Annotated in this window: 20 protein-coding genes and 1 pseudogene; all 21 read right to left on the reverse strand. The window is 37.6% G+C overall.

What is annotated here, in order from left to right:
* Positions 1–551, reverse strand: a 551-nt coding sequence (locus NHH16_RS08310; protein ID WP_262069131.1) for a hypothetical protein, incomplete at its 3' end; no start/stop codon positions are given.
* Between the two features lie 2 nt (positions 552–553).
* Positions 554–1915 carry a relaxase/mobilization nuclease domain-containing protein gene (locus tag NHH16_RS08315; protein WP_262069132.1) on the reverse strand — a complete coding sequence of 454 codons (1362 nt, stop codon included), beginning with the start codon at positions 1913–1915 and terminating at the stop codon, positions 554–556.
* Positions 1887–2264 carry a hypothetical protein gene (locus NHH16_RS08320; protein WP_262069133.1) on the reverse strand — a complete coding sequence of 126 codons (378 nt, stop codon included), beginning with the start codon at positions 2262–2264 and terminating at the stop codon, positions 1887–1889. The genes NHH16_RS08315 and NHH16_RS08320 overlap by 29 nt, the downstream gene beginning before the upstream one ends.
* Positions 2265–2313: 49 nt before the next feature.
* A complete protein-coding gene (locus NHH16_RS08325; RefSeq protein ID WP_262069134.1) occupies positions 2314–2676 on the reverse strand; it encodes a hypothetical protein in 363 nt (120 codons plus the stop codon).
* 855 nt (positions 2677–3531) lie between these two features.
* On the reverse strand, positions 3532–5880 hold the full coding sequence (locus NHH16_RS08330) for a restriction endonuclease (protein ID WP_262069135.1): 2349 nt from the start codon (positions 5878–5880) through the stop codon (positions 3532–3534).
* On the reverse strand, positions 5880–8783 hold the full coding sequence (locus tag NHH16_RS08335; protein WP_262069136.1) for a DNA methyltransferase: 2904 nt from the start codon (positions 8781–8783) through the stop codon (positions 5880–5882). Before NHH16_RS08335 ends, NHH16_RS08330 begins: the two co-directional genes overlap by 1 nt.
* The gene (locus NHH16_RS08340; protein WP_262069137.1) at positions 8770–9012 is read right to left on the reverse strand and encodes a helix-turn-helix domain-containing protein; all 243 of its coding nucleotides are present in this window, start codon (positions 9010–9012) and stop codon (positions 8770–8772) included. The genes NHH16_RS08335 and NHH16_RS08340 overlap by 14 nt, the downstream gene beginning before the upstream one ends.
* Positions 9013–9427: 415 nt before the next feature.
* Positions 9428–10258: pseudogene (locus NHH16_RS08345) on the reverse strand (IS30 family transposase); the annotation flags it as partial.
* 663 nt (positions 10259–10921) lie between these two features.
* On the reverse strand, positions 10922–11512 hold the full coding sequence (locus NHH16_RS08350) for a hypothetical protein (RefSeq protein ID WP_262069138.1): 591 nt from the start codon (positions 11510–11512) through the stop codon (positions 10922–10924).
* Between the two features lie 60 nt (positions 11513–11572).
* Positions 11573–13435, reverse strand: coding sequence for a UvrD-helicase domain-containing protein (locus NHH16_RS08355; RefSeq protein WP_262069139.1), 1863 nt, complete (start codon positions 13433–13435; stop codon positions 11573–11575).
* Entirely contained in the window at positions 13428–15641 is a 2214-nt protein-coding gene (locus tag NHH16_RS08360; protein WP_262069140.1) for an AAA family ATPase, read from the reverse strand. The genes NHH16_RS08355 and NHH16_RS08360 overlap by 8 nt, the downstream gene beginning before the upstream one ends.
* A gap of 621 nt (positions 15642–16262) precedes the next feature.
* The gene (locus NHH16_RS08365; protein WP_262069141.1) at positions 16263–17879 is read right to left on the reverse strand and encodes a CHAP domain-containing protein; all 1617 of its coding nucleotides are present in this window, start codon (positions 17877–17879) and stop codon (positions 16263–16265) included.
* Between the two features lie 33 nt (positions 17880–17912).
* Positions 17913–20330 carry a VirB4-like conjugal transfer ATPase, CD1110 family gene (locus NHH16_RS08370; RefSeq protein ID WP_262069142.1) on the reverse strand — a complete coding sequence of 806 codons (2418 nt, stop codon included), beginning with the start codon at positions 20328–20330 and terminating at the stop codon, positions 17913–17915.
* The gene (locus tag NHH16_RS08375; protein ID WP_262069143.1) at positions 20330–20722 is read right to left on the reverse strand and encodes a PrgI family protein; all 393 of its coding nucleotides are present in this window, start codon (positions 20720–20722) and stop codon (positions 20330–20332) included. Before NHH16_RS08375 ends, NHH16_RS08370 begins: the two co-directional genes overlap by 1 nt.
* Positions 20723–20733: 11 nt before the next feature.
* Positions 20734–21552: a hypothetical protein gene (locus tag NHH16_RS08380; RefSeq protein WP_262069144.1), complete on the reverse strand. Its 819-nt coding sequence runs from the start codon at positions 21550–21552 to the stop codon at positions 20734–20736.
* Between the two features lie 12 nt (positions 21553–21564).
* Positions 21565–21900, reverse strand: coding sequence for a hypothetical protein (locus NHH16_RS08385; protein WP_262069145.1), 336 nt, complete (start codon positions 21898–21900; stop codon positions 21565–21567).
* Between the two features lie 7 nt (positions 21901–21907).
* Positions 21908–22117: a hypothetical protein gene (locus NHH16_RS08390; RefSeq protein WP_262069146.1), complete on the reverse strand. Its 210-nt coding sequence runs from the start codon at positions 22115–22117 to the stop codon at positions 21908–21910.
* A gap of 23 nt (positions 22118–22140) precedes the next feature.
* On the reverse strand, positions 22141–24765 hold the full coding sequence (locus NHH16_RS08395) for a SpaA isopeptide-forming pilin-related protein (protein WP_262069147.1): 2625 nt from the start codon (positions 24763–24765) through the stop codon (positions 22141–22143).
* Between the two features lie 154 nt (positions 24766–24919).
* Positions 24920–25666, reverse strand: a complete 747-nt coding sequence (srtB, locus tag NHH16_RS08400; protein WP_262069148.1) for a class B sortase — start codon at positions 25664–25666, stop codon at positions 24920–24922.
* Positions 25663–26175: a hypothetical protein gene (locus tag NHH16_RS08405; RefSeq protein ID WP_262069149.1), complete on the reverse strand. Its 513-nt coding sequence runs from the start codon at positions 26173–26175 to the stop codon at positions 25663–25665. The genes srtB and NHH16_RS08405 overlap by 4 nt, the downstream gene beginning before the upstream one ends.
* 1 nt (position 26176) lies before the next feature.
* Entirely contained in the window at positions 26177–26449 is a 273-nt protein-coding gene (locus NHH16_RS08410; RefSeq protein ID WP_262069150.1) for a hypothetical protein, read from the reverse strand.
* Between the last annotated feature and the right edge of the window lie 52 nt (positions 26450–26501).

Here is a 26501-nt window from a genome sequence, read left to right on the forward strand (position 1 = left end):
TGCTCTGCTTCCGCCTTTTTAAGGTATGAAAAAAGACCCTTTCCTTGGGCCTTTGGCTTTTTACCTTCTCTTAACTTAAGCGGTTGTGATGCATGGATTGTCTTCCTACTCTTTACTTCTTCTAGCTGACTCCTTAACAGGTCAATGACCTGATCCTTTGCTTTCAGGGCTTCCTTTTGCGCAGCCTGCTGCTGAGCATACGCGGACTCAAATTTAGATTCAATCACCTCCCTAATTATACCGCTTTCCTTGCTCATGCCTTCTACTTCTTTTTCTAATTCTTTTAGTTTAACCCCTAGTGGTTCTAAGTTGACTAGCTGCTCCCGCAAGTGATTACGTCTAAGAACTTTGATCCCTTCTGCACCAGCACCTTTTTCGACTGTCTCTTTGATACTGTCAATTGGTACCGCATCTAATAGTGATATAAGACATTCGTGTCTTAACTGCCACTGGGTTATTTCTTCCAATAACTCTCGTCCTTTATCCGTAACTCCTAGTCCCTGGGCAACGGTTAACTGGACGTCCTTAATATCTTCTACTCGTTTGCTCAATCCTACCTCCTTTCGAGCACGGGTGTGATAAGCACTTCTCTAACTTTATTTTCCTCACCGTCTTTGCTCAATCGCCGAACAATTGCTTTCTCCTTCCTAACATCTTTTAACTGGTTCTGAACCTCTGCAAGGTTATCTAAAAGTAAATCATAAGAAACCTTCTTTTCAAGGGCTTCTAACGCATCAATCACCTCTTCTGCCTGATCATCTTCCCTAGAAACACCTTCCAATAATCTTACTAAAGATTTGTATCTTGAAGCCTCCGGTTCTCCAAGAATAGCTTTTAGATTACGCTCCTTCTCCTTTAAGAGTCGCTCCTGATCCAAGACTACCGCTAGGCGCTCTTTCATAGCGGTTGGCGCCCGGATATGATTACGAATAATATACCGACATTCTTCTTGAAGCTTATCCACCTTAAGCAATTCCCTTCGGACTTGATGGCTCTTTTTGTCATATCTAGAAAGAGTTCTAAAGTTGGCCAACCGAAACAGATTCCCGACTTTTCTCACTTGATATCTTGATAGTTTTCTTTGTGTTCTAGCAAAAGACATAACCCTTGCCCTGTTTAGCGTCGGCGTGTAATTGGGGCGATATGCTAACTCCACCTGAGCAATCTTCTTTTTAATTCCTGCAATCTTATACTCCTCTCCTAGGCGAAAATCGCGACGGCCTTTCTCACTTCCGGGAGCGTAGTAGGTAATGTACTCACCCTCATAACGAGAATTCCCCATGCGAAGCGTATACCCTAGCTTTTTCATCTCCTGAAGGTACTCTGAAAAGTCGCTTGCTCTACTGGCAGCGTAATTGATATCGTCCTTAATAATCGTTTTCCAGGTGGGACGTCCTCTTTTTTCTGCTAAATGCTCTGCGTAGTGTCTACCTACTCGTTCCTTTTCATAGCTCAGTTCTTTAAGACCATGCTTTCGACAAACCATATCTGTAATTGGCTGAATGTGTTTTTCCCAGTCTCCCTTTCGGTACTGATACTTATAACCACTGGTCCGGGAGACCGAATTAAAGCTTATGTGACCATGAATATGGGCGTGATCATTATGAATGGCAAAGACATAATCGTAATGATCACCTAAAAACGCTTCGCAAAAATCCCGAATAACCTCATAAGCCTTTTCTTCATCTACTTCTCCTGGTGCAAAAGATATAACATAATGATAGGCTTTGCGCCCGTCTAGTTTTTCGTATATCTTTTTGGTTCTCATAAAATGATTGTAAACTTCCTCAGGCTCATTTCCTGAATTGCCGCCTACCCACAAACCACCACCGGTTTTGCTTGGCTCTAAGATGTAAACGAGGCTATTATAAAGATGTGATGACTGCTTAAGATGCATCATCTTTGTTACTGCCATATACGTTCTCCTTTTCTTCTATCTGATTCTGGTATTCCTCAAGCTTCGTGCAAAAATAGGATAACTCCGTTATAAGAGCTTCCCAATCATGCCCCCTATCGGATCCTCTGTTAATTCTGTTAACGAGAAACCAAAGAGCTGTACTAAGCTTTCGGATCTGATAGATAAGTTCCCCTGTTTCCTCTGCTTCATACTCCTGAGACATCGAAAGGACTTTGGCTCTAACATAAGCGCTTAGATTAGCGGATCCCGACTGGGTCTTGCTCTTATTATCAAGACCAGCTAATTCTTGAAGACGCTTTTTTTCTTTACTTGTTAGACGAATAATAAGGGTTTCCTTTCTTGCCATCTAAATCTTCCTTTCTGTATAAAAAAAGAGAACCTTTTCAGCTCTCTACCTACGTCTCCGATTCTATATCTCCAAAAAGCAATAGTTCGTCGATTTCGTCTCGTGTTAGTTGCCGGCGTTCTTCGGCCGGCTCTGTTTTAAGATCGCCTTCGCTCTCTGGCGCTGAACTAGAAATATCCATCCGTCCAATGTCTTCAGTAAGACCGGCTATCATGGATTTTAAATCTACTAACTCCTCTCTTAGACTTCCTTTAAACTCAGAGACTTCTTGCTTTAACTGCTGGATGTAAACCAGTTCTCTTAAGGCATGACTTATATAATCACTTTCCCTTGGAAAAGCTACCTTATCTCGAGACTCCAATAGTTCAATCACTTCATCCTCTAACCGATACTGCCTTCTTAACGTTTCCATCGTCCTTGCTCCTTTCAAAAACGGATTAAAAAAGAGAACCGGCAGTCATCGCCAGTTCTCCGCTAATATTTTGTTCACTTTGCTAATTCTAAAATATCATACTCTTTTTTTGCCGTCTACAGTCATTTACTTTCAGTCACCCCTTCGAAGCCTTTTCCAGAAAGATGACGCTGATCTAGTTTCATAATTGCCAACTGCTTCTGTTGCCGCAGTTACTCCTTTAGCGTTGCCACAATTACTCCTTTTCGTTGCCGCAGTTACTCCTTTAGTGTTGCCGCAGTTACTCCTTTGACGTTGCCACAGTTACTCCTTTACGGTAAATTCCTATATGCAAGATACGTATTTTGTTTATACAAATACCTCTTGTTAGGGGCTCCGCCACCTAAGACCCTTATTTTACCACAAGCAAATTCTACGGCAACATAACATAGAGCCCACGAAATATCCACCACAGCATTATAATAAAATAAAGCCGTTTCATAGAAATGAGACCTGAATATTAGGTGAAGCGCTTTTTCTACAACTTTATTCTCAACATGCGGTAAAAGCAACTGATTTTGGCATTGCTAAGGCGAAATTATTTGTCTGCCCCTCATAGTGAACAATCAACTCTCTATCATGATTTCAATACTTTATAAATAAACCCTAAGATATAGTAATATATATAACTAAAAACAATGCTAAGTCATCCAACTAACTAAAACGCTTATAAGTAATATCCATTTTAACTTATAAGCATTTCTCCTTTTACTCCACAATTACTATTGACTATAACATCTTTTATATATTTTATACTAATCCCTTGAAAAATAATCTGAATTAATTTTGTTTTTCATATAATAATTATAATAAATTCTATAATGTATATACCCCTGGGTAATATAGTTCTAACGATTTAATTAAATCCTTACCATTGACAAGGATAACTTGCGTAATTCTGGCTTCATCCCTGCCTTCCTTTGTAAAATTAGAAGTTGTAACTACCCAAGCTTTTTTTGCATTACGGCTTCGCATATAACTATCTACGCGTTGAATGGGGGTGGAACCAATATTATTACCTTCACGATATCTTTTACACTGGATCAACTCTAGCTCTCCATCCGCATTTGTAGCCAAAATATCAACTCCCCTATCACATGCTTGTCCGATAACTTTAGCTTCTACGAACCCACGTTTTAAGAAGTAATCCGCAATAAGCTTTTCAAAATCACTTGGATCCATTGTTCGTAGATTTATTCGTCCTGAAACCGAATAACTAGGAACCGGCTCTTTTACATAAAACTTTCCTTGCTCTCTATCCTCATATGTATATGTTGTCAACAATTCGGGGATCAATCTATTTGATGTATGTAATTTCTCTATTATCTCTCTACTACCATTTTCCATAAATGTAGCTAAATGAATCACATATTCTTCAAATCTAAATCCTCGTCCCCCTTCCGTAAGCTCTTCTATAACTACGGGAACAAATTCTCGTAGCCTGATTTCAGCATTCATATCTTTATTCATATAATCGTATGGAGAAATGCCCGTAAGCCTGTATTGAGCACCATCATGATATGTATAGCGAGCAAGAGTACTTTTAATCTTATTTGTATATTGAGAACCCATTAATTTTATTAAACCAACGCTTCGTAATTGTGATTGCATTTCTTGATTAAATCTCACAATTGTAAATGGATTCCCCAAATCAGTAGCAGCCTTGGATGCTGCAAGATAAATAAGTTCATCTACATCCAAATCCCCTTCATACCAACGCCTCTCATTATCATCCAATTTCAAAAAAACAAAACAAACATCATTTTTAAATGTCCATGCTGCAGATGCTATTACTCTCATTGATGGATCCGATGTATCAACTGGAATAGATATTATAGGTTCCATACCATGTTTCCTGCCAAAATGCTTTAGTTTATTTAAATCACTTATCCAATCACTTTGCTCTGGCCTAAAATATAAAACAACAAAACCATGTTTTTTAACTACTCGTGCCGACTCTATAATCAATGTTTCTATATCATCTAAGAACTGTACCTTATTGTGTTTATTACTTCTTTTCCTTGCATTGCTAATGACAACCTCTTTATTCAAACGAACTACATCCTTTGATAAATCGTATGATAGAAAAGGATGCACTCGTTGCGCATGCTCAAAATACTGTGCGTTATCTCCATATGGCGGATCTGTTAAAACTAGATCAACAGTACCATCTGCTATCTTCGAAAAAAATTCTCGGAAATCCTTACAGTTAATACTTGTATTTTTCAGTTTGAATTGTTGAGCTAATATATAAGTACGACGCGCTTTTATCTTTTCTAGATAACGATGTAGTAGGTTTGTCTCTTTTAAACGATTTTCCGGGCAATGATTATCTTGACTCTTACTCCTATAATCTGTATATTTCCCCAAGTGAATAATTGATATGAATGCATCCTCAAAAAAATCTCTAATATTTTCTGGGAGTCTTTGTATCCCATTATGCAAACATACCAAAGCTATTTTCTGTCTAGTTGAAAACAAATTCTTATATTTTGTATAGGTTGGTGCTGTAAAATTTAACCGAGAGTTTTCTATTAATGTCGCATCAGGAAACTCAACCTGTATTGAATGCAATGATTGTCTTATCTTTTCATCAAAATCGTCATAATGCTTTTCTGTACAACCACATGAACAACGATATTTCTGACGAAAAATCACATTCTCACCGTTAACCTTTCCCATACGTTCATGCTTCATAGGATGATAATATTCTTCTGGATCTCGATCAAAAAACAATGCATCAAACAATAACTCCTTTTCGCATTTGGGACATTTAGTCATATATATTTTATTCATAATAGGATTAATATCAGATAATAACTGTTGTAAACCATTATGATATTCTGCCTCAGTTAGCGCACCCTTAAATGGAGCAGTCGCCATCCTATATGCATAAGGTTCCCATTCATTTGCCTCTATGTTTCTATTACAGTCTTGAGCAGCGTATACAAAAGTACCCGAGCCACAAAACGGATCACAAACTGTTGCGCCAGTTTCAGTCAAATTCTCAATTATTGCAGCTGCTATAGCCCTGCTTTTGCGACCAATAAAAGGAAATATTTGTTCACTCTGTTCACGTTTCCGTGGTTGCATTATTTCTGTTTGAAGTTTAATAATTTTTTGACGCAAATCTTCCTGATGTGTATAATCCAGTAACCAATACATTAGCTCTCCCTCCAATATCCATTTTCAAATTCAAACTTCCCCTTAATTACGTCAATAAATGTAGAATACTTCTTAGATAGACACTCCAAATATCCTTCCTCGATTGCATTCTTTAGCATTCCATAATCGTATAAATCCTGAGATGTGACATTTTCACGTGTTCTAATAATACTAGATGCACATTCTGTAGCTAAAGAAACTGCGTCATCTATTGTTCCTGTATATTGTTTATCAATATTATTAGTTGCTTTTTTAAATATCAAAATATAGTTACCATCCAATGTACTTTTGGGAGACATAATCGTCTTAAATGATTTCCTTGGTGCTGCTACTGGTATTTGATCACAATATTGCAAACTAGCCTTTCTCATCAAAGAAATAATCTTCCTCCAAGATTTCAAATCAAATGAATGATAAAACATAATATAATAAGCTCCATTTTTTAGTGCTTTTGCCGTTCGCTCCACCACTAACTGATAAACATTATAAAAATCATTATCATCTTTATTTCGACTTGGTGCATCAGAAACAACTAATTCATCATCTAACTTAAGGTAATCACTATTTTGTAATATATCATTCCATAGTTGACTATACTCAAGGTATGGTACTTGATCTGTATATGGCGGATCAGTTAAAACTAGATCAATACAATTTGTAGGTAACTCATCATCTAATAACACTTGTGCCGGTCGGTTATAAATCCTTATGCTTTCAGTAGAACTATTCACATCTTCAGATAGGCTAACTTTACAATTATCACGTAGAAATACAAGACCATTGTATACTGCCGATATTTTCTTCTGAATAATAAAAACTGCATTTCTGGATGTTGCATCCTTTTTGGGTAACCAGTAAGGCATCTGGCTTGATGCTTTCTTATCTGATAATTTAATCAAATTGATTGCCGATGATACAACCAACTCAATAACATCGTATCCATACATTTTTTTATTCTTAAATTCATAAAGCAACAACATAATTTTATCTAATGCATATAAATTTCTCAAACAAAAATAGTCAAATATCGTTGCCCCTTCCTTTATAGCAATTCTTGAGTTAGGAATCAAAGGATGATTTTCAAGTACCTTAAGTTTTTTCTTTTCATATTCAAAATAATGTGAAATAAAATCATTTGAAGCCATTTCACTCTTTCTCCCAGAAAACTTTTTACCGTCAAATGTCTTATACCAATATTTAGTAGGGATCATTTTTCCGTTTATACTATCAAAATGACACCTCTCGATTATTTGCTCTATATTATCTGCTTGATACTTGTAAAGTGAACCGCATGCTTCTTGAACTTGCAATTCAAATTCAGATAGAGTTTCTTTTAACCTTTTTAAATCCCATGATTTAAGTGAAACCCTACACAACCGATAAGCGACAGGATTTATATCTGTACCAATTGCCAATCTTGATAATTTACTCGCTTCAATAATAGTAGTTCCAGATCCAAACATGGGATCATAAACTGTCTCTCCTGGATTAGTAAAACACTCAATCAACGAGGCTACTACATTGTAAGGTTTCCGTGCCATATAATTGTGGATAAACCCACCTGGATTATCCACAATTGGCTTCATCCCCTTTAGCCGATTTATAGCATTATCAATTATTTCATCTTTATTAGCTGTATTCATACAAATAAATAGATATTCTTCTACTTTCATGTTTGATTCAGATACTCTTCCTTGTTTAGAATGATTCAATCCTACTTTCACAATCCTATATTGATAGTAATTGCCCACCAACTCTGCTAATGCGTCTATAGGGACTATCGAGTTATCTGAATAACTTATTATTAACTTGGTTTTATTAACAGCACACTTTGATATCAATCTTTCAAAAGCACCAAGTGCTGCAGCTTTCTTTCCAAAGTCTGATACATTTCTATCTTGACGATATCTTCCCACGGAATATGCATTTCGCTGTGAGTTAATTGCTAATTGTGGGTAATCATACAAGCATAACGTGTTAAGAACATGATAATATCTTGAATAATGCTCTTTAAAATATGGTGGGTCTGCATATACTAGAACACTTTTATTCAAGGAGATAGATTCTAAACACTCGAGAAAATCCAAATTATAGCATTTAAAATCTTTTTTATTATTGTTTGCAAGCCCTTCTGCTCTGTAAGAATCTATAACCCGAACAAATTCATTAATTATATTGCGACTTCGTTTTTGAGCCAAGTTCTTGTATGTTGTAGCACTCTTAACTTTTAGAAACTGAGCAAAATGTGTTGTGGTCGAAGCTACTGAACTCATAGCTGACATCAAAGCCGTTAGAAGAAATTTTATTTGTTCATTATCCTCCAAATTCATAATCGCTGCTCTTATAGCATCAATTTGGCAACACTGATTTATACCAAAATAAGCATTCGCATAGTATGTTAGAAAAAGACAAGGGAAAGGAACTGATTGTTTCTCCTGTCCTGGAATTACCATATCAACTAACTTTTTTAATTCACCATAGAATTCCTTTTTTGTTTCATTGTCAAAAACTGACGGTGTTGCTTCAACGAAATCTGCATAAGAAGCATAATTATCATAACTATCCTGCAAATACATACTTTCCATTGATAATATCTCGGCTAACATCTCCGAAGATTTTTTATAATAATAAGAGACGTCACTCAAAAAAGACTGTTGTTGAGTATAGGTAAACATGCAACCATTTAAAATACTACTATTTATAATATGAGAATATGGTTCTAAATCGTTACTAATTATATTCTTGTATTTTTTCAAAGCATAACCAACCGAACCGGTTCCTGCAAATAAATCAACTACCGTTCCTACTTCTTTATCACTGACAATAGGTGTGCAAATACTATCAAGCAAGCGACTTTTACTCCCCATATACTGTAAAGTTTGTATCTGATTAAATTCTAGCATTATCATTCTCCATCGTTTGCATATCTCTATTTTTAATAATCTCAACAATGTCGCCGAAGTCACAATCTAAAAAGAGACATATCTTTTCCAAACTTTCCATCGATACACACTCATCCTTGCTCAATCGTGAGAGGACATTGCCGCTTATCCCAGAACCCCTTTGCAATTCAATTCTTTTTAATTTTTTATCTATCAATAACTTCCATAATTTATTATAACTAATAGCCATGAGCTACCTCCTTCACCTCGGATATGAACTATATTTATTTCGGTTAATTATATCACGCTATCGTGTGTAAATCTACCGTTTTCATCCTTTAGTTTTCGTTTTTGGTGGTTAATTGTAAGTCGAGAGGTTAATTGTAAGTTGAGATGCTATTTTGTAATACGAAAAGCAATCTTTGTAATCAAGATGTAAAGTTTTGTAAACGAAAAGCCACTTTTGTAACTGAAACGTAGAGTCTTGTAGCCCAAATGCCACCTTTGTAGCCCAAATGCAGTTTGATTTTCAGCTTTTTGAACTGTATTATAATAATTGTAAGCATGTCAAAGGGAGGTCGACTCCCTCTCGATTTTTTTGTAATCGGAGAATCCACCCCTTCATTCCTTAATAGATGATTGGTTGGCGGCATGTTCATAATTATTTTTTTGAGAAGTGTAGATCTTAACATGATGTCTCCAGGTGCGACTGGCGAACATCCGATTTTTTGAAGAACCTCTTCTCCATGATAAAAGCTGAATGTTTCGTAGGGACTACGATTATTCAGCTTTTTTCTTTTATAAGAATTGATATGACTCATCATCAGAGTCACATCTTCCTGCGTCAATTGGTCAAAACTTGTACCTTTGGGAAATACTCTTCTGATTAACTCATGATTGACTTCGCAAGCTCCTTTTTGATATGAGCTTCCGGCATCACAATAATAGACTCTTGTTCGTAGTGGCGGAAGCGTATTACGATATTCAATCCCTTTCGGATTCGAGAATTCACTTTCGTTATCTGTAAGCACTACTTGGAAAAGATTTTTAAACACTTTAGGTTCAAGATCAGTATTTAGATAATTTATGATATTTGTTACCGATTTAGAAGTATTTGCATCTCTAAGAAATACCAACATAAGACTGCACTCTACAAAGTGTATTGTTAATAAGCACTTGCCACCTTTGCGGCTAATAACAGAGTCCATCTGCACGACTGGAGTATCCGGATTCTTTTTCATATAGGAAGTAAAAGCTTCTTAATTTCGGCCAATCCGGGAGCCTTTATCTACTTTGAATTCCGGTTTTTTATACCTTGCGCGAAATGAGACTTTTCTTGGAAGGTCGATATTTCTCACATCCAACATGCATGCATCTATATAGTTATATATAGTTTTTTCGCAACACATAAGCTCATCTGCACGATTAATATAAATCTGATTTACAGACTGCCCTTTTTGAATAAGAGGTGAGATGATTTTGTTGAGACGATTAACGTGGTCTTCGTAAATTCAAGCGTAAATTTAAACAAGCTGTAACCTTTAGATGCAATGAAAGTGTCAAATTCCTCTGCAACTCCTTGCTCATCATCGAAACCAAAAGGCAACAGGATGCAAACCTCTACGCTACGGCACAAGAAGCTTTTTCCTAGAGTAATCTACATTCCACCTCCGTCATTTTATGCTGGAGGCAAGGGTGTTTTTTTTGGGGGGGGTGTGAACTGTAACTCGGAGATTGGATCTTTAATTGCACTTTGGAAAAATTTTATAATCGCACAATCCTTTTAACAAGTTCGCCGCTTCTTTTCTAACCACTTTTTCTAACCACTCATTTATTTCTGCACTATCCACACCATCATTATATACCCAACTCTCATTTTCTGTATTATGTGAAGAATCTCAATATGCCTTTAATATTCCATGCATAATATGGCGACAATGATTTTAATGCAATCAAATTTTCCCCGTATAGCATAATTGGTCAATTCAACGATTAGGGACTAAAGTAGAGGATAGAACAAATTCACATCACATTGAGTTTCCACATTTTTTTCATGAAACATTATTTTTATTGATTTGTTATTAACAACTTTCAGAAAACACTAGTTACTGAAAAGTACTTGCCACTTACACAATAACCCGCTACTTTAGGCTTTAAACTTAAAAGCCCCTTTGTTTACGTCTTCTCATATCTTCCTCATACGCCAACAAAATCCGCTGATACTCCGATGGATCATCATTCTCGCAATCCAATTTGATTATTCGATCAACGCTATGCTTTAACCGCTCTGGATTGTACCACGGCTCCTTTATAGTAAGATATACAATTTTTTTTGTTTTTTGACGTTTTGCCATCTCCTCAAGCTCTCGAATCTCTTCTTCACTTTCAGTAACACTTTGTATTGGCCATACAATTATAAAATCAAATTCGTAATTATTATATTTATTAGCACAGTCTTTGGTAGATAAATTATCGAAAAAGATAGTGAGATTCGACAATTTCATCCCTTCTCCATATTTTTTTGGGACTTTTAATTTATAGATGCCTGCCCAGTGAAAGAAATCTTCCATCCCATTTTTTGTCGTATGGATTAACAATATTAAACCTTTTAAATTCCCCTGTGCATTCAATGCTTTGAGTAATGATAAGTGTTTTTCTTCATCTGCAATACCACACAGCAACAAATTCTTTTCTGTTTCATTGTTTAAAAAATCCACGATATGCTCATACGCTTTTTTCACATCAGACATACTATCCTCCATTTGTTCCAGAATTAATATTATACAAAAATTCTGCTCTATTTGTTCATATCATATGCTCATAATCTCACCCTCTACAAACCAATTATTTGAAATTGCGGTACTACTAACCGCTTCAATATCATTAGTATAGGCGACTACTGCTAGACTTTCCTGGGCCCGAGTACATGCAACATATAATAATCGTGTAGTTCTCATAATGCTCGTGTCTTTTCCTTCACGTTCATTTTTTTTATCTGTATCTGTTTTTTCTTTTGCACCAAAAACTTTTTCATAACTAAAAAGAAACCCACGTGCTTCGGTATCGTCTAAGATAACCATAACTCGAGGAAATTCAAGTCCCTTTACTCCTTGATGTGTGGCAAATTGGGTATTATCAGTTGCGTAGGAATAATACCTTTCTAATTCGTCAAAAGGTACTTCTAACGCTTTACGTAAAGCGGTAATCTTTGCACTTTCTCCCTCTATAAACTCTGCCAAAATATCATCTACTCGTTTATCTAGCTCAAATAAACCTGTTTCTTTTATTGATTTTAATATATTCAAACAAGATGGTATGCTCTCATTTTCCCATAGGGTCATTAGTTCTTGAACTGCATTTTCAGCTTTCTGTAATAATATCGTCTGATCTTCTCGTTCGGCTGCAAATGTTTTTTTGTTCAATAACGGTGAATGTCGTCTCACAATTCTAGAAACTTCAAAATCATTACTACTTTGATAGGCAATAACTAGAGGTGATATCACCTTTGCTAAAAAAGACAATTCAGAAATTGATCCATCACGTAAAGATGTATCAAAGTACCCTGAACTGTTTAACGGTTCATACAAACTATTAAAGCCAAACCTACTTGCTGCCATATGATGTTCTAAAATCAGGCTTTTATACTCCGATTCATTATGCCAACTTGCATCACCAGTTTCTTCTGCCATAATCTTGGCAACGCGTCGTTCGACCTCTTCTTTATCCGAAGACGGTAAGGCGATAAACAAACGAACTGTACCCTTGCTTGCATCAGAACGAGCTTTTTGCCGCTGTCCATCAATCGTTCCTCGCACCGTGTTTGCTAATTCCACAATACGAATAGCACTACGATGATTCATGATTTTTTCTGGTTTCTCCCATTCTTCTGGAATACAATTTGATAAATCATCTTTGCCATCTGTATAAATTCTCTGCATTGTATCACCAAACATTCCTACTTGAAATGTGCTTTTATGTTTTTCATATACTATGAACAATGCATCTATCAATTCTTTTTTTGTATCTTGACTTTCATCAATCAATAGTATTGGATATTTTCCCGTCAGAATTTTCTGCATAGTATCTTCCGTTGCAATAAATTCTGCTCCCATTTTTATGACTTCGCTGTGGTTTAGAGAATCATAACCTACATTTTCTCCATTAGGATTATATGAGAACCGTTTCACATTTTTCAATTTGAATAGACGATCTTTTTTGCGCTTAATATCTGCAAGTCTTTTTTCAGCAGCTATGCCACCACGTCCTTTACTTTGCTTATCTTCAATTTTTGCAATTTCTTCAGTTAACGAATAAATAACCCATTCTTTAATGTCCTTCTGATAACTTTTGACAAGTTCCCACAAAAAACTATGTATTGTAGACACTGCGAAAATAGGCTTATATCGCAAGCGTCTAGATATTTCTTCGCAAGCAACATTAGTATAAGTTATAACTGCAATCTGTTTAGCATTGGCTGATAATACTGCTCCCTTTTCCTTGTCCAAAAATGAAAGCGCATTAATTAGACTCCTTGTTTTTCCCGATCCGGCTCCAGCAAACATAAAAAAGCTTCTGGGATTTTCTTCGGAAAAACACTTCTTTATCTCCTCATCCACATGATCATCTACATGATCATCCAACAACTGTTCCTCGTCACATATGCTTTTAGACATTAACCTCTCCCTCCGGACGCAACAAACTCTGTAACCATTCTAATCCTTCAGCAATATAAGAAGGAATTGTAATCTCTTTAGGGTCAATATCATAAATAACATCTAGTGCAAATTCCGCTTTTTGATCTGATTTTCCCTCACGTAATAGTTTATATATCTTTTCATGAACATCGTCAAACGAATCTGATTCCGCAATCGAGTCATGCACATTTTTCACAAGACTTCCTTTGTCAGTAGTTTTAATATTTTTAAAAAGTTCATAGTTAGTATAAACCAAGCAATCTTCAAAGGTGCTTGATAATGCTTCTACTAGACTACCGTTAAAATCTATCATTACTGGCGTTTGATAAGCAATGCGAATTGCATGTGCATAAGGTGTTGCATATGCAAACACCTTGCTTTCTATCGGTATATCAAGCAATTCATCCAGTTTTATCTCTTTAATCAACCACTTGGTGATAGAATAATTTCCACTTATCAGTTCTTTATTGCGCTGAGGACGGGCCGCTTTATGATGACCATCCTTTTCGGCTGCATCTAAATCAGCAATTACTAATGTGGGCAAACACAATTTCTCAATAAGTGGGCTTAGACGATGTGAATGTTTGCCATTAATATTAAGAATAGAGATATATCTTTGATATAGTTCAGGATATTCATTACGGATAAAATGGGGTAGCAGCATACTTTCGGCCGAACCTTCAACTAATATAGCTGCATCCGCAAAAAACAGATCACAATGAGTCGTTTGTAAATAGCGAGTAACAAATTTGCTCGTCTCACTTTCTTTCCCAAAAACCTCTGAAAGATTAATAACTTTAGCTGTTGCCACATTATATTCGACTGATTCTGATAATCGCTTAAAGTAACGCAAATCTGCAAAATCGACTTCACGGGCAATATGGCTAGAGTGTGTACTAATTACAAGCTGCGTACTAAAGTTTGGATTCTTCTTAAGAAACACATGGTTCTTTAGTACAGAGTATGCTTTACGGATAAATACTTGCTGTACCTGCATATGCAAATGAGCTTCTGGTTCTTCAACTAAAACCAAATGTAAAGGCTCAATTACTACATTGGTATCTTCATGTGCTTGTTTTGCTTTCCCCTCTCGCATCCAATCATCTCTAAATCGCATAAGATCAAAAACCATCGAAATCAGATTTTGATAGCCAAGGCCATTATACTTTTCCGGCAATTTCAGAGTTTCATCATTTTTACTGAGTGCATATTGTATAGCCGAATCATGCCTAAGTGTTTCACTTGTATTTACTTTAGTAGCAAGTGTAATTTTCGGATCGGCAACTCCTGGGTATCCTAACCTTTCCAGCTCTTGAATCGCCGGAGCAAATTTATCCTCCAAATTTTTATCAAAGGCTTTTCGGGCTGCTTCTGTAACCTCCAATATTTCTAAATCCTCTGGTAAAGGGGCCTTTTCAGGATCCAAATGTTTATCATAATAACTGCGCATCTGTGCAGATAATTGTCTTCCACCCTTGTCCTCTCCACCTGAAACATCTGGATCTGTAAATCCACGCTGCGCACTAATTATATCTACTCGAATTATTCCTTTTAAAGGATTATCTGTAAAACATTCCATTTCAAATGATGTCGGTTGTGGTAATTCAATCTCATACTTAGCCGGATCCAGAATATATGACTTTATAGCAAAATATGTGGTCAATTTTCTTTCTACAAACTCACATAAATCTTTCGGAAATAGATTAATAGTTGTACTACCACTTGGTTTAGCCATTTCGGTCATTCGCGCTGCCGAATACGCTTCTCTATAATCTACAAAAAGCTGTGTGATATCTCTCGGTAAAAGTGCCAAACGAATCCCCAGTTTTCCACCAGGCCACTTTAATGTTGGAATGATATTAGCAACATAATGTATTTCATTTGGCAATACTTCTAACCAAATATCCATCTGGGGCATAACAGGCTCAAATTGTATCACGTCTTCAGGCATTTCGCATTCCGGTTCTTCCCACCCGCTTCCGATAGCATTGATTGCTGTACGATTGGAGACTGTAATGTCATTAAATACAAATCCACGCCCTGCTAAAAATTTACCAAGCGAATCCATTGCTGACGTTTTACCGCTATTATTAGCACCAACAAATAGCGTTGTTTCTTTACTGAAATCTATGTTACATTTCAGTAATTTGCGGAAATTTTGAATATGTACAGATGCAATTTTCATTTGAGCTCCTCCATTGATGTATAAGATTATTCGTAACTGCTTCTCCAACGTCATCCATGTAATACCAAACAGAAGCCATACCTTAACCTTATGATTAGAATCTTGACTCCCTTCCCCTCGGGTTTACCTGTCCCTATTTTACATAATACTCGCTTAAGCTATTCTCCATTCCATGGGTGAGGTAATATTGAATTTTTCCCCAATTCTATCTTCATGCAATTTTCTCTTTTGTATTTTTCTATGAGCTCTAAGTGTTCTACAGAATATGTCTTTATAGACAATTCTATATACGAATCTCTTCTCGGAATAATATCCTATTCGCTATATCTTTAATACTGTTCACCTCACCCGTTGCAATAAAATGAAATGTATCAGATCAAAATATATTTTTTAATAAAATTCAAATTTTCTATCAGATACGTCTTCATTAACTATCGCTCAAGAAACAACGTTTGCAAAATCTTTCTGTTTCAGTTTACAGGAATATTATACAGCTATTCAGTACCACTAACAATAAAAACCGTAGTTACCTATTTTTTATGCTTAAATATTCAGTGAACCAAAGCAAAGGAAATGGATAAACTTTCTCGGCTCTAAAATCAACTACATTCTTTTTCTCCTCTACCAATAACTCCCCACCTTATCACTCCTACCCACTCTTGACCTCCACTCTGGATGGAATTTAGTCGGATGCTTACTTGTGCCGTACCATGAATTCTTATCTACCACAAACTCCACCACACATGCACCATCCTTATGGCCGTATTCATTACATCCAAGGTCTCTTTGGTTTTTTATATCACCAATTACTGTTTTTATTACTTCTCCATTTGCTAATGTCCAATCAATATAATCACCCACTTGGCCAAACTTTGTAGTGCAAGCAATTACGTAACGGCCGTCAATAATTCCAAACCCATCTTGATCAAATCTCATGCCTGCTGCTTCTCGTAGCTTATATTGACTAGAGCTTGGTGATGTAATGGTCTGCCATCCCATATAGCTATATACAGTTCCATAAGGCTCTGGAACTTCTATACTGCTAGCACTCTCCGGATACTCAGGGCTGGCATACCCACTAATGCTTGAAGTGGTACTAGGATAAAAGTTATTGGTTACCTGACTAGCTGTATGATAAGGTCTTCCCGTTGACGGGCCACTGTTTCCTTCAATCGTTTCTATTCGGTCGGTGTCCTCATCATAAGCAACTACAATACCGATATGGCTCATACCATTTTCAAAGTACACTAGATCTCCTGCCTTTGGTTTATAGCCACTTCCCTTAGAGTAATACAGTTCTTTTTCTTCATACCAATTCCTACTACTACGCACCGCCGCTGTCTTAGGAAAAATCTCCTGTTCAATGTAGTCACATTCATTAGCACACCAAGAAATGAAGATTGCACACCAGTCTGCTTGTACCTTGTACCAGTCTTTATACTTCTTCCCGCCGACATTCTTAGATGCGTTTGCATATTCCTGCCTTGCTACAAGAACAAACTCCTCCGCCCCACTTCTTCCACTCACCTGAGTGCCAATAAATGCCGTAATCACCGCCACAAAAACAATTATACCGATAAGTATTGGAACCAGTATCATCGACGAGATGGTTGCAAATCCAGTAGCCAAGGTGGCTGCCACTGTTGTGACGCCTGCAGATCTTGAATCCTTGTTTTCTGTGCTTCCCATTCTCTCTGGTTTTGTAACCGCCACCGAACTTATTGGCTTTTTCATCTCTGCCTCACTACCTGCAAGATGTTCCTTAAACTTAATCGCCCCCTTTTTCGCTAAATCCGCACTAGTCACCACTATGCCTACCCCTGTTCCTTTACTCGCCTCTTTTAGCGTAGTTTTTGATGCCTCACTTACCGTCTGCTTAATTCCAACCTGGGCTCCTATCTCTGCTTCTCTTGCAATCCCAGAATCTACCTGTTTTGTTGTATTACTTACACCTATCGTTACTGATTCCCTTTCTAAATACTGAGAGCGAGAATCTAACTTTAGGTATTGTTCCTTTTTTCGTTTACTTTGTCGATCCCATTTCCTAAGCTCTCTAGGACTTAGTCGACTTCTTATTCCACCTTCCTGATATTCTTCCCTTTCTTTATCCGTTTCGTTCAAACTATTAAGGTTTCTATTAAGAGCACCACTGGCACTCTTTGATACTTTTAAAAAATCGGAAGCCACTTTCTCTTTTTCCACTTGCAACTTTGTATCTCTATCTACATTTACTTGCATATCCTTTCCTCCCATTAAAAAAAGCCGCCAAATCTAGCGGCTTTCTTTTGTCCTTTTCTCAGCTTTCTCAAGGAAGTTTGTATCAAAAAGGTCAAAGAGAGGATTCTCACGATTGATTTCCCCATCTAATAAAATAACCTTTTTCCCCCAGACCATAACTCCGTGACCCGGCTTTTCTTCGCTTAAGCTTAGAAACTCAGTTCTCGTAAGTTCCTGTATCTCTGCTAGCGCAAGGGCATCCACGCCTCCCTGATCAAAGAAGCACTTATACTCACAGTTTGAGAACATTTCCCGTAGATCCGGATTCTCAATTGCTCGTTTTAAGTTTTGCATGGCGAGGGTACAGATACCTCCGTATTTACGAAAGGTGACCACACTTGATAAGAGCATTTTTGCACTGGTTGGTCTTTGACACACTACTTGGGCTTCGTCCACTATAAAGTGGGTAGCTCGCTGAATCGACTGATTATATTCCATCCGTGTAGCTAAGAAATTCATAATCGTTCCCATCACCGGCTCCCACATGTGTTCTGGTACATTCTTAATCCCAAAGCAAGTAAACCGATTATCAATCTGAAAGTTTGTAGGTTTTGAGAACATATTGTACTTCCCTTCCGTATACTCTTCCAAGGAATTATAGATTACTCTAATAAGCTCCTGATCTCCTGTAGTAATCGCCTTCTCCTGTTCCTGTTTTAGCTTTTTTCTTAGTGTGCAAAGAGTGGGTTGTGTCTTTAATCTTGTGCGACTAAAGACGTCATTATACATCAGCCTAACGCAGCGTCCAATAATCGATAGATGTTCCTGAGTAACTGTAATATTATTCATAATCGCTTCACAAAACATCGTTGCATAGGTCGTCATATCTGTTACAAAAGCACTTTTCGTATTCTCATCTCCAAAGAAAACATCTGCTGGTACTTCAAAGCCATTCATGTATAGATTCCCTTTTGGTGAAAAGTCTAGGTACTGTCCCCCAAACTTAGGACACACATAGGCCATTTCATCTTGAGGATCAATCATCATTACATCGTCATCTGTCGCTAGAAGTGTTTGAGCTATCTCTGTCATCTTTATACTCGTCATGGATTTACCGCTTCCTGTATGTCCTACAATAATTCCGTGAGGTCCTTTTAGCTTTTTTCGATTGGCAATAACCGCTCGCTTTGTAGTCTTATTAAGACCATATAGATAACCGTTTTCCTCCTGAATATCTTGGGCATAAAAAGGCTGGAAGGCAACAACTGAACTGGTTAAAAAGTTCCGCATATGATTCACTTGTCGCCCTCCATAAGGCAAGGCTGTATGAAGCGCTTTTAGTTGAAGAAAATCATAGGTATCAAACAGAACCCCTTGTTTTCTTCCAAGATTCTTAACACCTTCCACTCTGGTTGCAAGCTTTCCTTCACTTCTAGCTGTTAGAACCACAATTAGTCCCAGAAAGAAGCCATTCTCACTGTTTGTATCTACTTGATCTCGGTAACTTTCTAATTCGTCCTTTGCCTTTTCTTTACGGTAGGAAGGGGCAAGACTTCTCCTTCCAGCTTTCGCTTTTCCATCCATCTCCTCTTCAATTGCACGTTCATTGTTGGTATGGGCTGCCGCCAATTTATCTTTTAGTGTTGTTCGGTCTACAGGAGCATAATCAAGAGTAATAAGACTAGGATAACTTAGCTTCGAAATATTATGTATGATTTCATCCCCTAGAGAAGATGCAAAGTCGTGACCAAAAAGAACCGATACGTATTGTTCCCCAACTCGCATAAAATTTCGCTCTTGCTCTAGACTAGCTGGCAATACCGTATTTCTCATATCCCCGTGGTCAAAATATCTCTGAAAGGTATCTAGGTCCTTCTCTTCTCGGAAGAAGAAAGACCTTAGAGACATAAAACGCTCCTTAGCACTTAACCGGTGAATCTTACTTCCCCATATCACGAAATTCTTTACTATTTCACGATCCAAAGTGTTAAAAAAACTTTTTGCTTCTTCAAAAGATAACGCTCTACAAGTAACTGTTAGATAACTCACCTGATTGACATTTCCCTGATCCGTATCAAGCTTTTGTTTCTTCCAGCTCTCTATTCCCTCTTTTATTACTGGATACTGATCTCCATTTGGGTAATGAAAAATACGATCCAAGTAAGCTGTCATATCCTGATATTTATTGACTTTTGTGATCTTAAAATCCACGTTCATTGTGTTTAGCCACCTCATCATAGACTTTAAGATATACTCCTTCTCATCCTCATTTTTATTAGTATAATTCATATCCTCAAAGACGTAGCAGCTATCGTAAAGTATCACCCCCTCCCCTGGTTCTAACCGAAATATCCCATTCTCCCGGTAATCGATAATATTAAGGCTTTCTCTCATATTTTTTGGACACTTAACAATTGGTTCTGTTAGCCGCTTCCGTTTTGCGAACCGGCTACTGCCCATAAAGATTCCCATTAATGCTTCCTCCTTCTCTTTCTTCGTTTATTTTCTTTCCTTTTAATCGGCAATCGCTTTACAGTATGAATTCTATAATAGTCTCTTTCTCGTTCGCCAAAATCCGTTATCAAAATGCTTGTTTTTAACTGATGTCGATAATGTTTTATAAGCTGTAATAGGTTATGCCCTTGATAGGAATAGCAACCAAAGGCTACTACCAAAGCGCCTATTGGTAGCACAATGTAAACACAGATAGAAGGGCTTAGGTTGGTAAAATACCATAAAAGAAAAGCAGATCCTCCATAAAATACAATCCCTGCAACTAAGGTTATGCTTTGGCGTGTGGTAAGTCCCTTAAAACCTGTGTCTTGGTATTCTCTTTCAAAGTCTTTATTGATTTTTATATTCATATTTTCCTTTCCTACAATCCAAAATTTCTACGCATAAAAGTATCTGCTCCTTTTACACTGGCCGCCATTAAGATCATCGTAAACATACTTTGTAATGCACCACCAAATCCGTCTGCAATGGATGCAAACCCTCTTTCAAAAGTACCAAAGTCAATAGACTGTATCATCTTTCCAGCAATCGTGATAACAAGAGCAATGACAAAAATTTCAAAAACATAAGATAAAAATGTCTTCATCCATGCAAAGGCCGTATTGTTAAGGGTTCTTCCTCCTGCTAAGCTGGCTAAGGCTATTGGTCCTACTGCTACCGATAAATAAATCTTCAAAAAGCGTCCATAGACTGAGAGAAAAATAAGCCCTCCACAAACAATAGCCACTAGGACATAAAGACTGCCAAAGATAAAGAAAAATAGCCACATGCCACCATCCACGTCTTCTGTTGTAAAAGTAATCGGCTCATAAGTCATAACTAATCCTGTTAACTGAGAGGACATCCTAAAGAAGATCCTTGTGATTGGAATCAAGGCTTGAATAAGCCCATTCGCCAGCACTAGTTTTATGACCTGCTTTACAAAAATCTCGATAGTAAAACTTTCCTTTAAATCCGAAGCCTGGGTAATATATCCGATCATAAAGAATAGATTTAATAACACAATCCCTATGCCTTTTGTCCAAGGATAAAGCGTTCCCTCTACAAACTCCCAGGTTGGGCTAGAAAAGGTCTCCGGGGTACTTGTCATGACCCCGGTTACCATACTCATTAATGCGTTCCATATCATTTTTCCCAGTAGATAGGCTGGGCCCATTATGATATCTCTTATCGCTTGCATACGCGGCTCCTATCATTGAACTAAGGTTAAAAGAATCTGAGGGGCTAATGCCGCTAGGATTCCGCCACCAATTCTTTTCATTGCATGAGCCTGACTCGCTCCGTCTTGAGAACTCATACTAATACCAAATTCACCAATTCCCCAAAGGGTTAAGAGAATACCAATAGAAGTTACAATCGCTTTTACCACGTCGATCAGATTATTAAATCCACTAGATACGATTCCTGCTCCTGCTCCTGTGGCATTGGCATAGGGAGCGTAGGTTAACACCCCTAGTTTGACGGTTCCTAGTGTTGCTAATACTTTCATACTGATTTCTTCTTTTCTTCTTACTTTATTTTTCTTCATTGTGCTTTCATCTCCTTTTATTGAATAACCATGTGAATATAAATGTAAAGACGCCTGAAAACAGTAATACCAAACCATACATCACCGTACCCTTCCATTTCCCAAGAGCTGCCACCGGCAACACATACGTCATCAACATGTAGGTAATGAAGATTGCTAAGGCTAACGATAAAATCACAAAAATCACATTTTTAAATCCAAATCCTTTTCTTCTCATAATTCTCCTCTCGAATAGGAATCTTATTTCCTATTTACTTTTTTTCTTTTTTGATAAACCCCAGTTACCCCTGCTAAGATAAGCATTAGAATCCCTAAACCGATAAATAGATTTCGTTTACTTGTAAGGCCAGTCTTAGGAATAACTTGTTCTTCCTTCGGAACTTCGGGAGTCTTTGGACTCTCTATTTCTTCTGGCTCTTCTGGTTCCTCTTGCTTTACTAGTTCAACCGTTTGCCCTTCATCCTCAGGGTCCTTGTGCTCAGCGATGATTTTGTCCTCTTTATCCAACACAGTTTCAAAGGCTGTTAGTTTTTTCAGTTCTTCTGAGTTAAGCTTAGAAGCATCAAATTCAAACCATACTTCCACACTCCCTTTGTCCTGTTCTGGCTTAAACTTCGTGCTTCCTGTTAGCTCTTTTTCCTCAACTAAAACAGGCTTACCGTTTGCAGTTAAAATCCCCTCAGCCCTTAGTTCTTCACCGATATTCTTCTCCATACCTGAATAGCGAACAACGTCTTTTAACTTAATCACGCCATCAGCAACAACAACCTTACCGCCGTCTTCTGTTGTTAGAGTAGTTCCGATCTCCGGTTTCTGCTCCTCATCATTTGTCAAAGTACCCATTTCCACCGCTACTAAGTTTCTCTCAATCACAACTTCAATGCCTGTTAAAAGGACCTTCCCTTTGTTGTTCTCACAAGGTAATTCATCTATTACATAAGTATCGAAAAGCAAAGCTCCCACTTCTTCATTTATAGCTTCAAGATTCCCAAACCAGATGCCGTCCTTCTCGCTTTCCCCTCGGTTCGTGTTTTCCGAGTGTTTATTCCAACCACTCTCTGTAGATGCATTGCCGTTCTTATCGGTTACTATGACATGGCTCTCTCCAGTAGTTTTTGAAGTGATAGAAAAGGGAATATTCGCCATCCGCTTTCCTGTACCGTCTTCGATTTTTACAAACTTTAAATCTCCACGAATAGGATAATTCTTAAGTATTGGATAATCATAAGTCGATACCTTTTCAATCGTGCCTTGAGCAGTCACTTTTCTTATATGAACTTCTTTATCCGTTAATAAATAGCCTTTTGATGCTTTAATTTCCTCCACTGTTACCGTTCCTAGAGGAAGGGTTGGGTTTCCTTTTGAGTCAAGATAAAAATCACTGCCACTTACTAGATACTCTGCTCCTAGTTTTGCCTGTCCTTTGCTGTCTGTTCGAATAATCCAGCTACGTTCACATGTTTTTCCTTCCTTACTGGGATCCGAATCAAAGTGTCCTTTATAGTACTTCACTTGGAAGTGTGTATCTTCTAAAACGGCCGCTCCTTGGGCTCTATTTAGCTCTGTTTCCTTATCTTTCTTTAGTGCCCATATCTGGATAGGATTATTTTGTGGCACTTCTTCTACTTGAGTTACATTTACTATTGCTTCGCCTCCAGAGGGAACACTTACTTTATAGGTATTTGGATCTACCCCATATCCTATTGGTGCCTGCGTTTCCTTAACCTCATAGATTCCTGGCGTAACTTCTACTTCACTATAACCATTCTCATCAATTACTAGCGTAGCTACTACTTCTGTTTCTCCTTCTTTTCTAACCACGTACTGAGCACCTGCCAAGCTATAACAAGAATTGTTGTCTGTCATTTCTCTATTAGCAGATACTTTCTTTAACTTAATCTTCCCTCTCGGCATATAAGCACTTCCAAACACCGCTTGGTAACTTGTATCTCTAGTAATCATAAATGCTTGAAAGCCTTCTGGGGCATCCCCGCTACTGATGATATGTCTTAGCACCTCTAAACATCTATTCTTATTAGCGGCAGTTACTCCCGTAAACACAGACGCTGAAAGCTGACTTGCATCAAAGTTTGGATCACCCATAATTCCTTGGTTATTGCCTACTGCACACATAATTACGTGAGAGAATCCAATCTGCTCACCAACACCCCACCCAAAAGACTCCATCCATGCTTTATAGCCATTCGCCTCATAGCCTTCACCGCCGTATAGATTGTACATAGCTTTTGAGGCAGTATCTTTATTTGACCATACAAAATCCACTTGATAGGCTCCTGTAGGCGGAGCGTACTGATTTGGTCTTGCACAAAAAGCAAACCGATCATTGATAAACATCTCATTGGTAAACCAGTTATCATAGTTCACTTGATTGCCCAGATAATAATTCACTAGGCTGCCTGCTTCAATTCTAGCTGCAACCCTACTTGATCTTGTTCTAATGTCCTTAACGTTTTTCGTCGGACGGTAGGCTTGTGGGATAATCTCATCTTTAAGCTCCTCTAAATCTGCTGTGAATTCTGCCGATACCTTTGAATCTTCCTTAGGCATAAATTTAAACTTATATTCTGTTCCATCTGGTTTTGCTCCCATCCCATAAAGCACTGCCTTTTCCTCACTTACTAGGATTTTCTTAATCACATAGTCTTCATTTGCCTGAACTGAGATGTAGCTCCAAGAATCTGCTTCTGTAGGACCTCTAACTTCTATCAGGCCATTTGTTGGCTCTTCTATCGTCACCTTGGGCACTTCGTTATCCTCTGCCTTTACGTAGGCTGGCGCTATCAAGGAAAACGCCATCACGAATATACCTATTGAGGCTAATGGTCTATTTTTCATCTTTTTCATATCTCGTTTTTCTCCTTTATATTTGTTTGTTATAAAAACAAAGCATCAGGTCTCCCTCATGCTTTGCTTCCCTCTCTGTTCCAAAATCCTTCTTTACACCCTCAATAAAATCACAACCTTTCTAAATTAAAAAAACCGAAGATTCTAGCTTTCACTAAAACCCTCGGTTACCTATTCCCATCTCTTCAATTAAGCGACTGTGTACCACAAAACGTTCTTTTACACCGCCGGCATTGGTACAAGTTGATAGCGTTAAAACTTTTTCCCCAGCTCTATCTGATAGAACCCTATCTTTTATCCAATCAATATACTCTTCGCCACTTTCAAACTGAATCTGAAAATCTTCGCTATCGGTGCTGGTTTCATAGGCACTGATGATTTCATACTTACAGTAATAATGTGGCAGATAAAGTTCAATAATATTTCGCCCCAACAGATACCCTTCATCTTCATAATTAGCCAGCTCACTAAACATCTGGGTCGTCGTCATGTTATGACCGTATAGAATCGTATGACGACTAGAAAAGTCTGCTTGATTTCCTGAATCCATGAAAATACTGCCAATGGTACTCACTTCCTTCTGATAATCATGATACAAATAAAACTCTGAATCCTCACTTCTTAGTACGGGATAATCAATCGTTGTTCCTTGAATATGAATCCAAGCAACAATTTCTGGATTGATTGCTTGTAGGCTAGCAAAATCAATCCATCTCGGTGGGCTCATTACTTCTGGATTCTCTTCCTCCTTATCTTCTACCACGTACAAGCTCTTCAAAGAATCTGTATGTTTCTTAGCCTCACTATAAGGCTCTTGCTCCTTTGCTGCAAAATAGAAGAACACAAAGGCCATTACCAAAAATAGGATTACCAAAAATTTTAATTCTTTCCATCGCATCATTTTACTTCCTCTCTTCTCACAATCTCTTCATCACTGTATCTACTATTATATTTATCTCTTATATTCTCTAGTGCCGACAACCGTAACCGCTCGAAGGTCCTTTGGCTCCCTTTAAAATCACCTAGTACCTCTTTATAGGGCTTGTTCTGTATATAACGTTTTAGAATAATCTCTCTTTCAAGCCCTTCTAAAGTTGAATAGCAACACCTTATGCGTTTATATATCTGCCGCTTTCTATAAAGCCTCTGAAGCTCATAGTTAATATCTTCTACGACTCCAGCAAAGAGCTCTTCATGGAGCTCTAAGGTATATAAAATATCTCTTCGTTCTGGAGTACTCTTTCTTACTCCTTCAAGATTTACTCTCGCATACACATTGCTATGATACTCTTTGTTAGCCTGTTCCCACTTGCCTTTTAGCTCTCTGTAACGAATCGATTCATTTTCACGAAACGACTCACAAGTTTGTAAGCAGTAAATAACCTCTTTCATACTCATTTCCCGTTTCATACTACTCACCTATTTTAGATACGGTGTTTACAAGATAAGCCATACGCTTTGTTAAACCCTCTGCAATTCCAGTCAAGTACATTGGGCGAACCTGAAACTCTTTTAAGATAGTTTTATAATCCTCATGAAGAAGGTCCTCCCCTTCTTCCCAGATGAAATTTGCTAAATCCACACCATCGTTAAACCCTACATCCTTAACTTTCTCTACGTCAATGCTACCATCACTTCTAAAATACCCTTTTGAAAACAGTTCTATTACATAATCCTTGTACATCTGTTACACCTTTTCCCTTCCCCCTGCTTCTCTTTGGCAAAAGGTGTAACTT

This window comes from Ohessyouella blattaphilus (genome assembly GCF_024721265.1).
GTDB lineage: Bacteria > Bacillota > Clostridia > Lachnospirales > Lachnospiraceae > Aequitasia > Aequitasia blattaphilus_A.

Bases quoted from the DNA above. Each gene is read 5' to 3' on its own strand.
- NHH16_RS08315 (WP_262069132.1), bottom strand. From the start codon at position 1,915: ATGGCAGTAACAAAGATGATGCATCTTAAGCAGTCATCACATCTTTAT.
- NHH16_RS08320 (WP_262069133.1), bottom strand. From the start codon at position 2,264: ATGGCAAGAAAGGAAACCCTTATTATTCGTCTAACAAGTAAAGAAAAA.
- NHH16_RS08325 (WP_262069134.1), bottom strand. From the start codon at position 2,676: ATGGAAACGTTAAGAAGGCAGTATCGGTTAGAGGATGAAGTGATTGAA.
- NHH16_RS08330 (WP_262069135.1), bottom strand. From the start codon at position 5,880: ATGTATTGGTTACTGGATTATACACATCAGGAAGATTTGCGTCAAAAA.
- NHH16_RS08335 (WP_262069136.1), bottom strand. From the start codon at position 8,783: ATGCTAGAATTTAATCAGATACAAACTTTACAGTATATGGGGAGTAAA.
- NHH16_RS08340 (WP_262069137.1), bottom strand. From the start codon at position 9,012: ATGGCTATTAGTTATAATAAATTATGGAAGTTATTGATAGATAAAAAA.
- NHH16_RS08350 (WP_262069138.1), bottom strand. From the start codon at position 11,512: ATGTCTGATGTGAAAAAAGCGTATGAGCATATCGTGGATTTTTTAAAC.
- NHH16_RS08355 (WP_262069139.1), bottom strand. From the start codon at position 13,435: ATGTCTAAAAGCATATGTGACGAGGAACAGTTGTTGGATGATCATGTA.
- NHH16_RS08360 (WP_262069140.1), bottom strand. From the start codon at position 15,641: ATGAAAATTGCATCTGTACATATTCAAAATTTCCGCAAATTACTGAAA.
- NHH16_RS08365 (WP_262069141.1), bottom strand. From the start codon at position 17,879: ATGCAAGTAAATGTAGATAGAGATACAAAGTTGCAAGTGGAAAAAGAG.
- NHH16_RS08370 (WP_262069142.1), bottom strand. From the start codon at position 20,330: ATGGGAATCTTTATGGGCAGTAGCCGGTTCGCAAAACGGAAGCGGCTA.
- NHH16_RS08375 (WP_262069143.1), bottom strand. From the start codon at position 20,722: ATGAATATAAAAATCAATAAAGACTTTGAAAGAGAATACCAAGACACA.
- NHH16_RS08380 (WP_262069144.1), bottom strand. From the start codon at position 21,552: ATGCAAGCGATAAGAGATATCATAATGGGCCCAGCCTATCTACTGGGA.
- NHH16_RS08385 (WP_262069145.1), bottom strand. From the start codon at position 21,900: ATGAAGAAAAATAAAGTAAGAAGAAAAGAAGAAATCAGTATGAAAGTA.
- NHH16_RS08390 (WP_262069146.1), bottom strand. From the start codon at position 22,117: ATGAGAAGAAAAGGATTTGGATTTAAAAATGTGATTTTTGTGATTTTA.
- NHH16_RS08395 (WP_262069147.1), bottom strand. From the start codon at position 24,765: ATGAAAAAGATGAAAAATAGACCATTAGCCTCAATAGGTATATTCGTG.
- srtB (WP_262069148.1), bottom strand. From the start codon at position 25,666: ATGATGCGATGGAAAGAATTAAAATTTTTGGTAATCCTATTTTTGGTA.
- NHH16_RS08405 (WP_262069149.1), bottom strand. From the start codon at position 26,175: ATGAAACGGGAAATGAGTATGAAAGAGGTTATTTACTGCTTACAAACT.
- NHH16_RS08410 (WP_262069150.1), bottom strand. From the start codon at position 26,449: ATGTACAAGGATTATGTAATAGAACTGTTTTCAAAAGGGTATTTTAGA.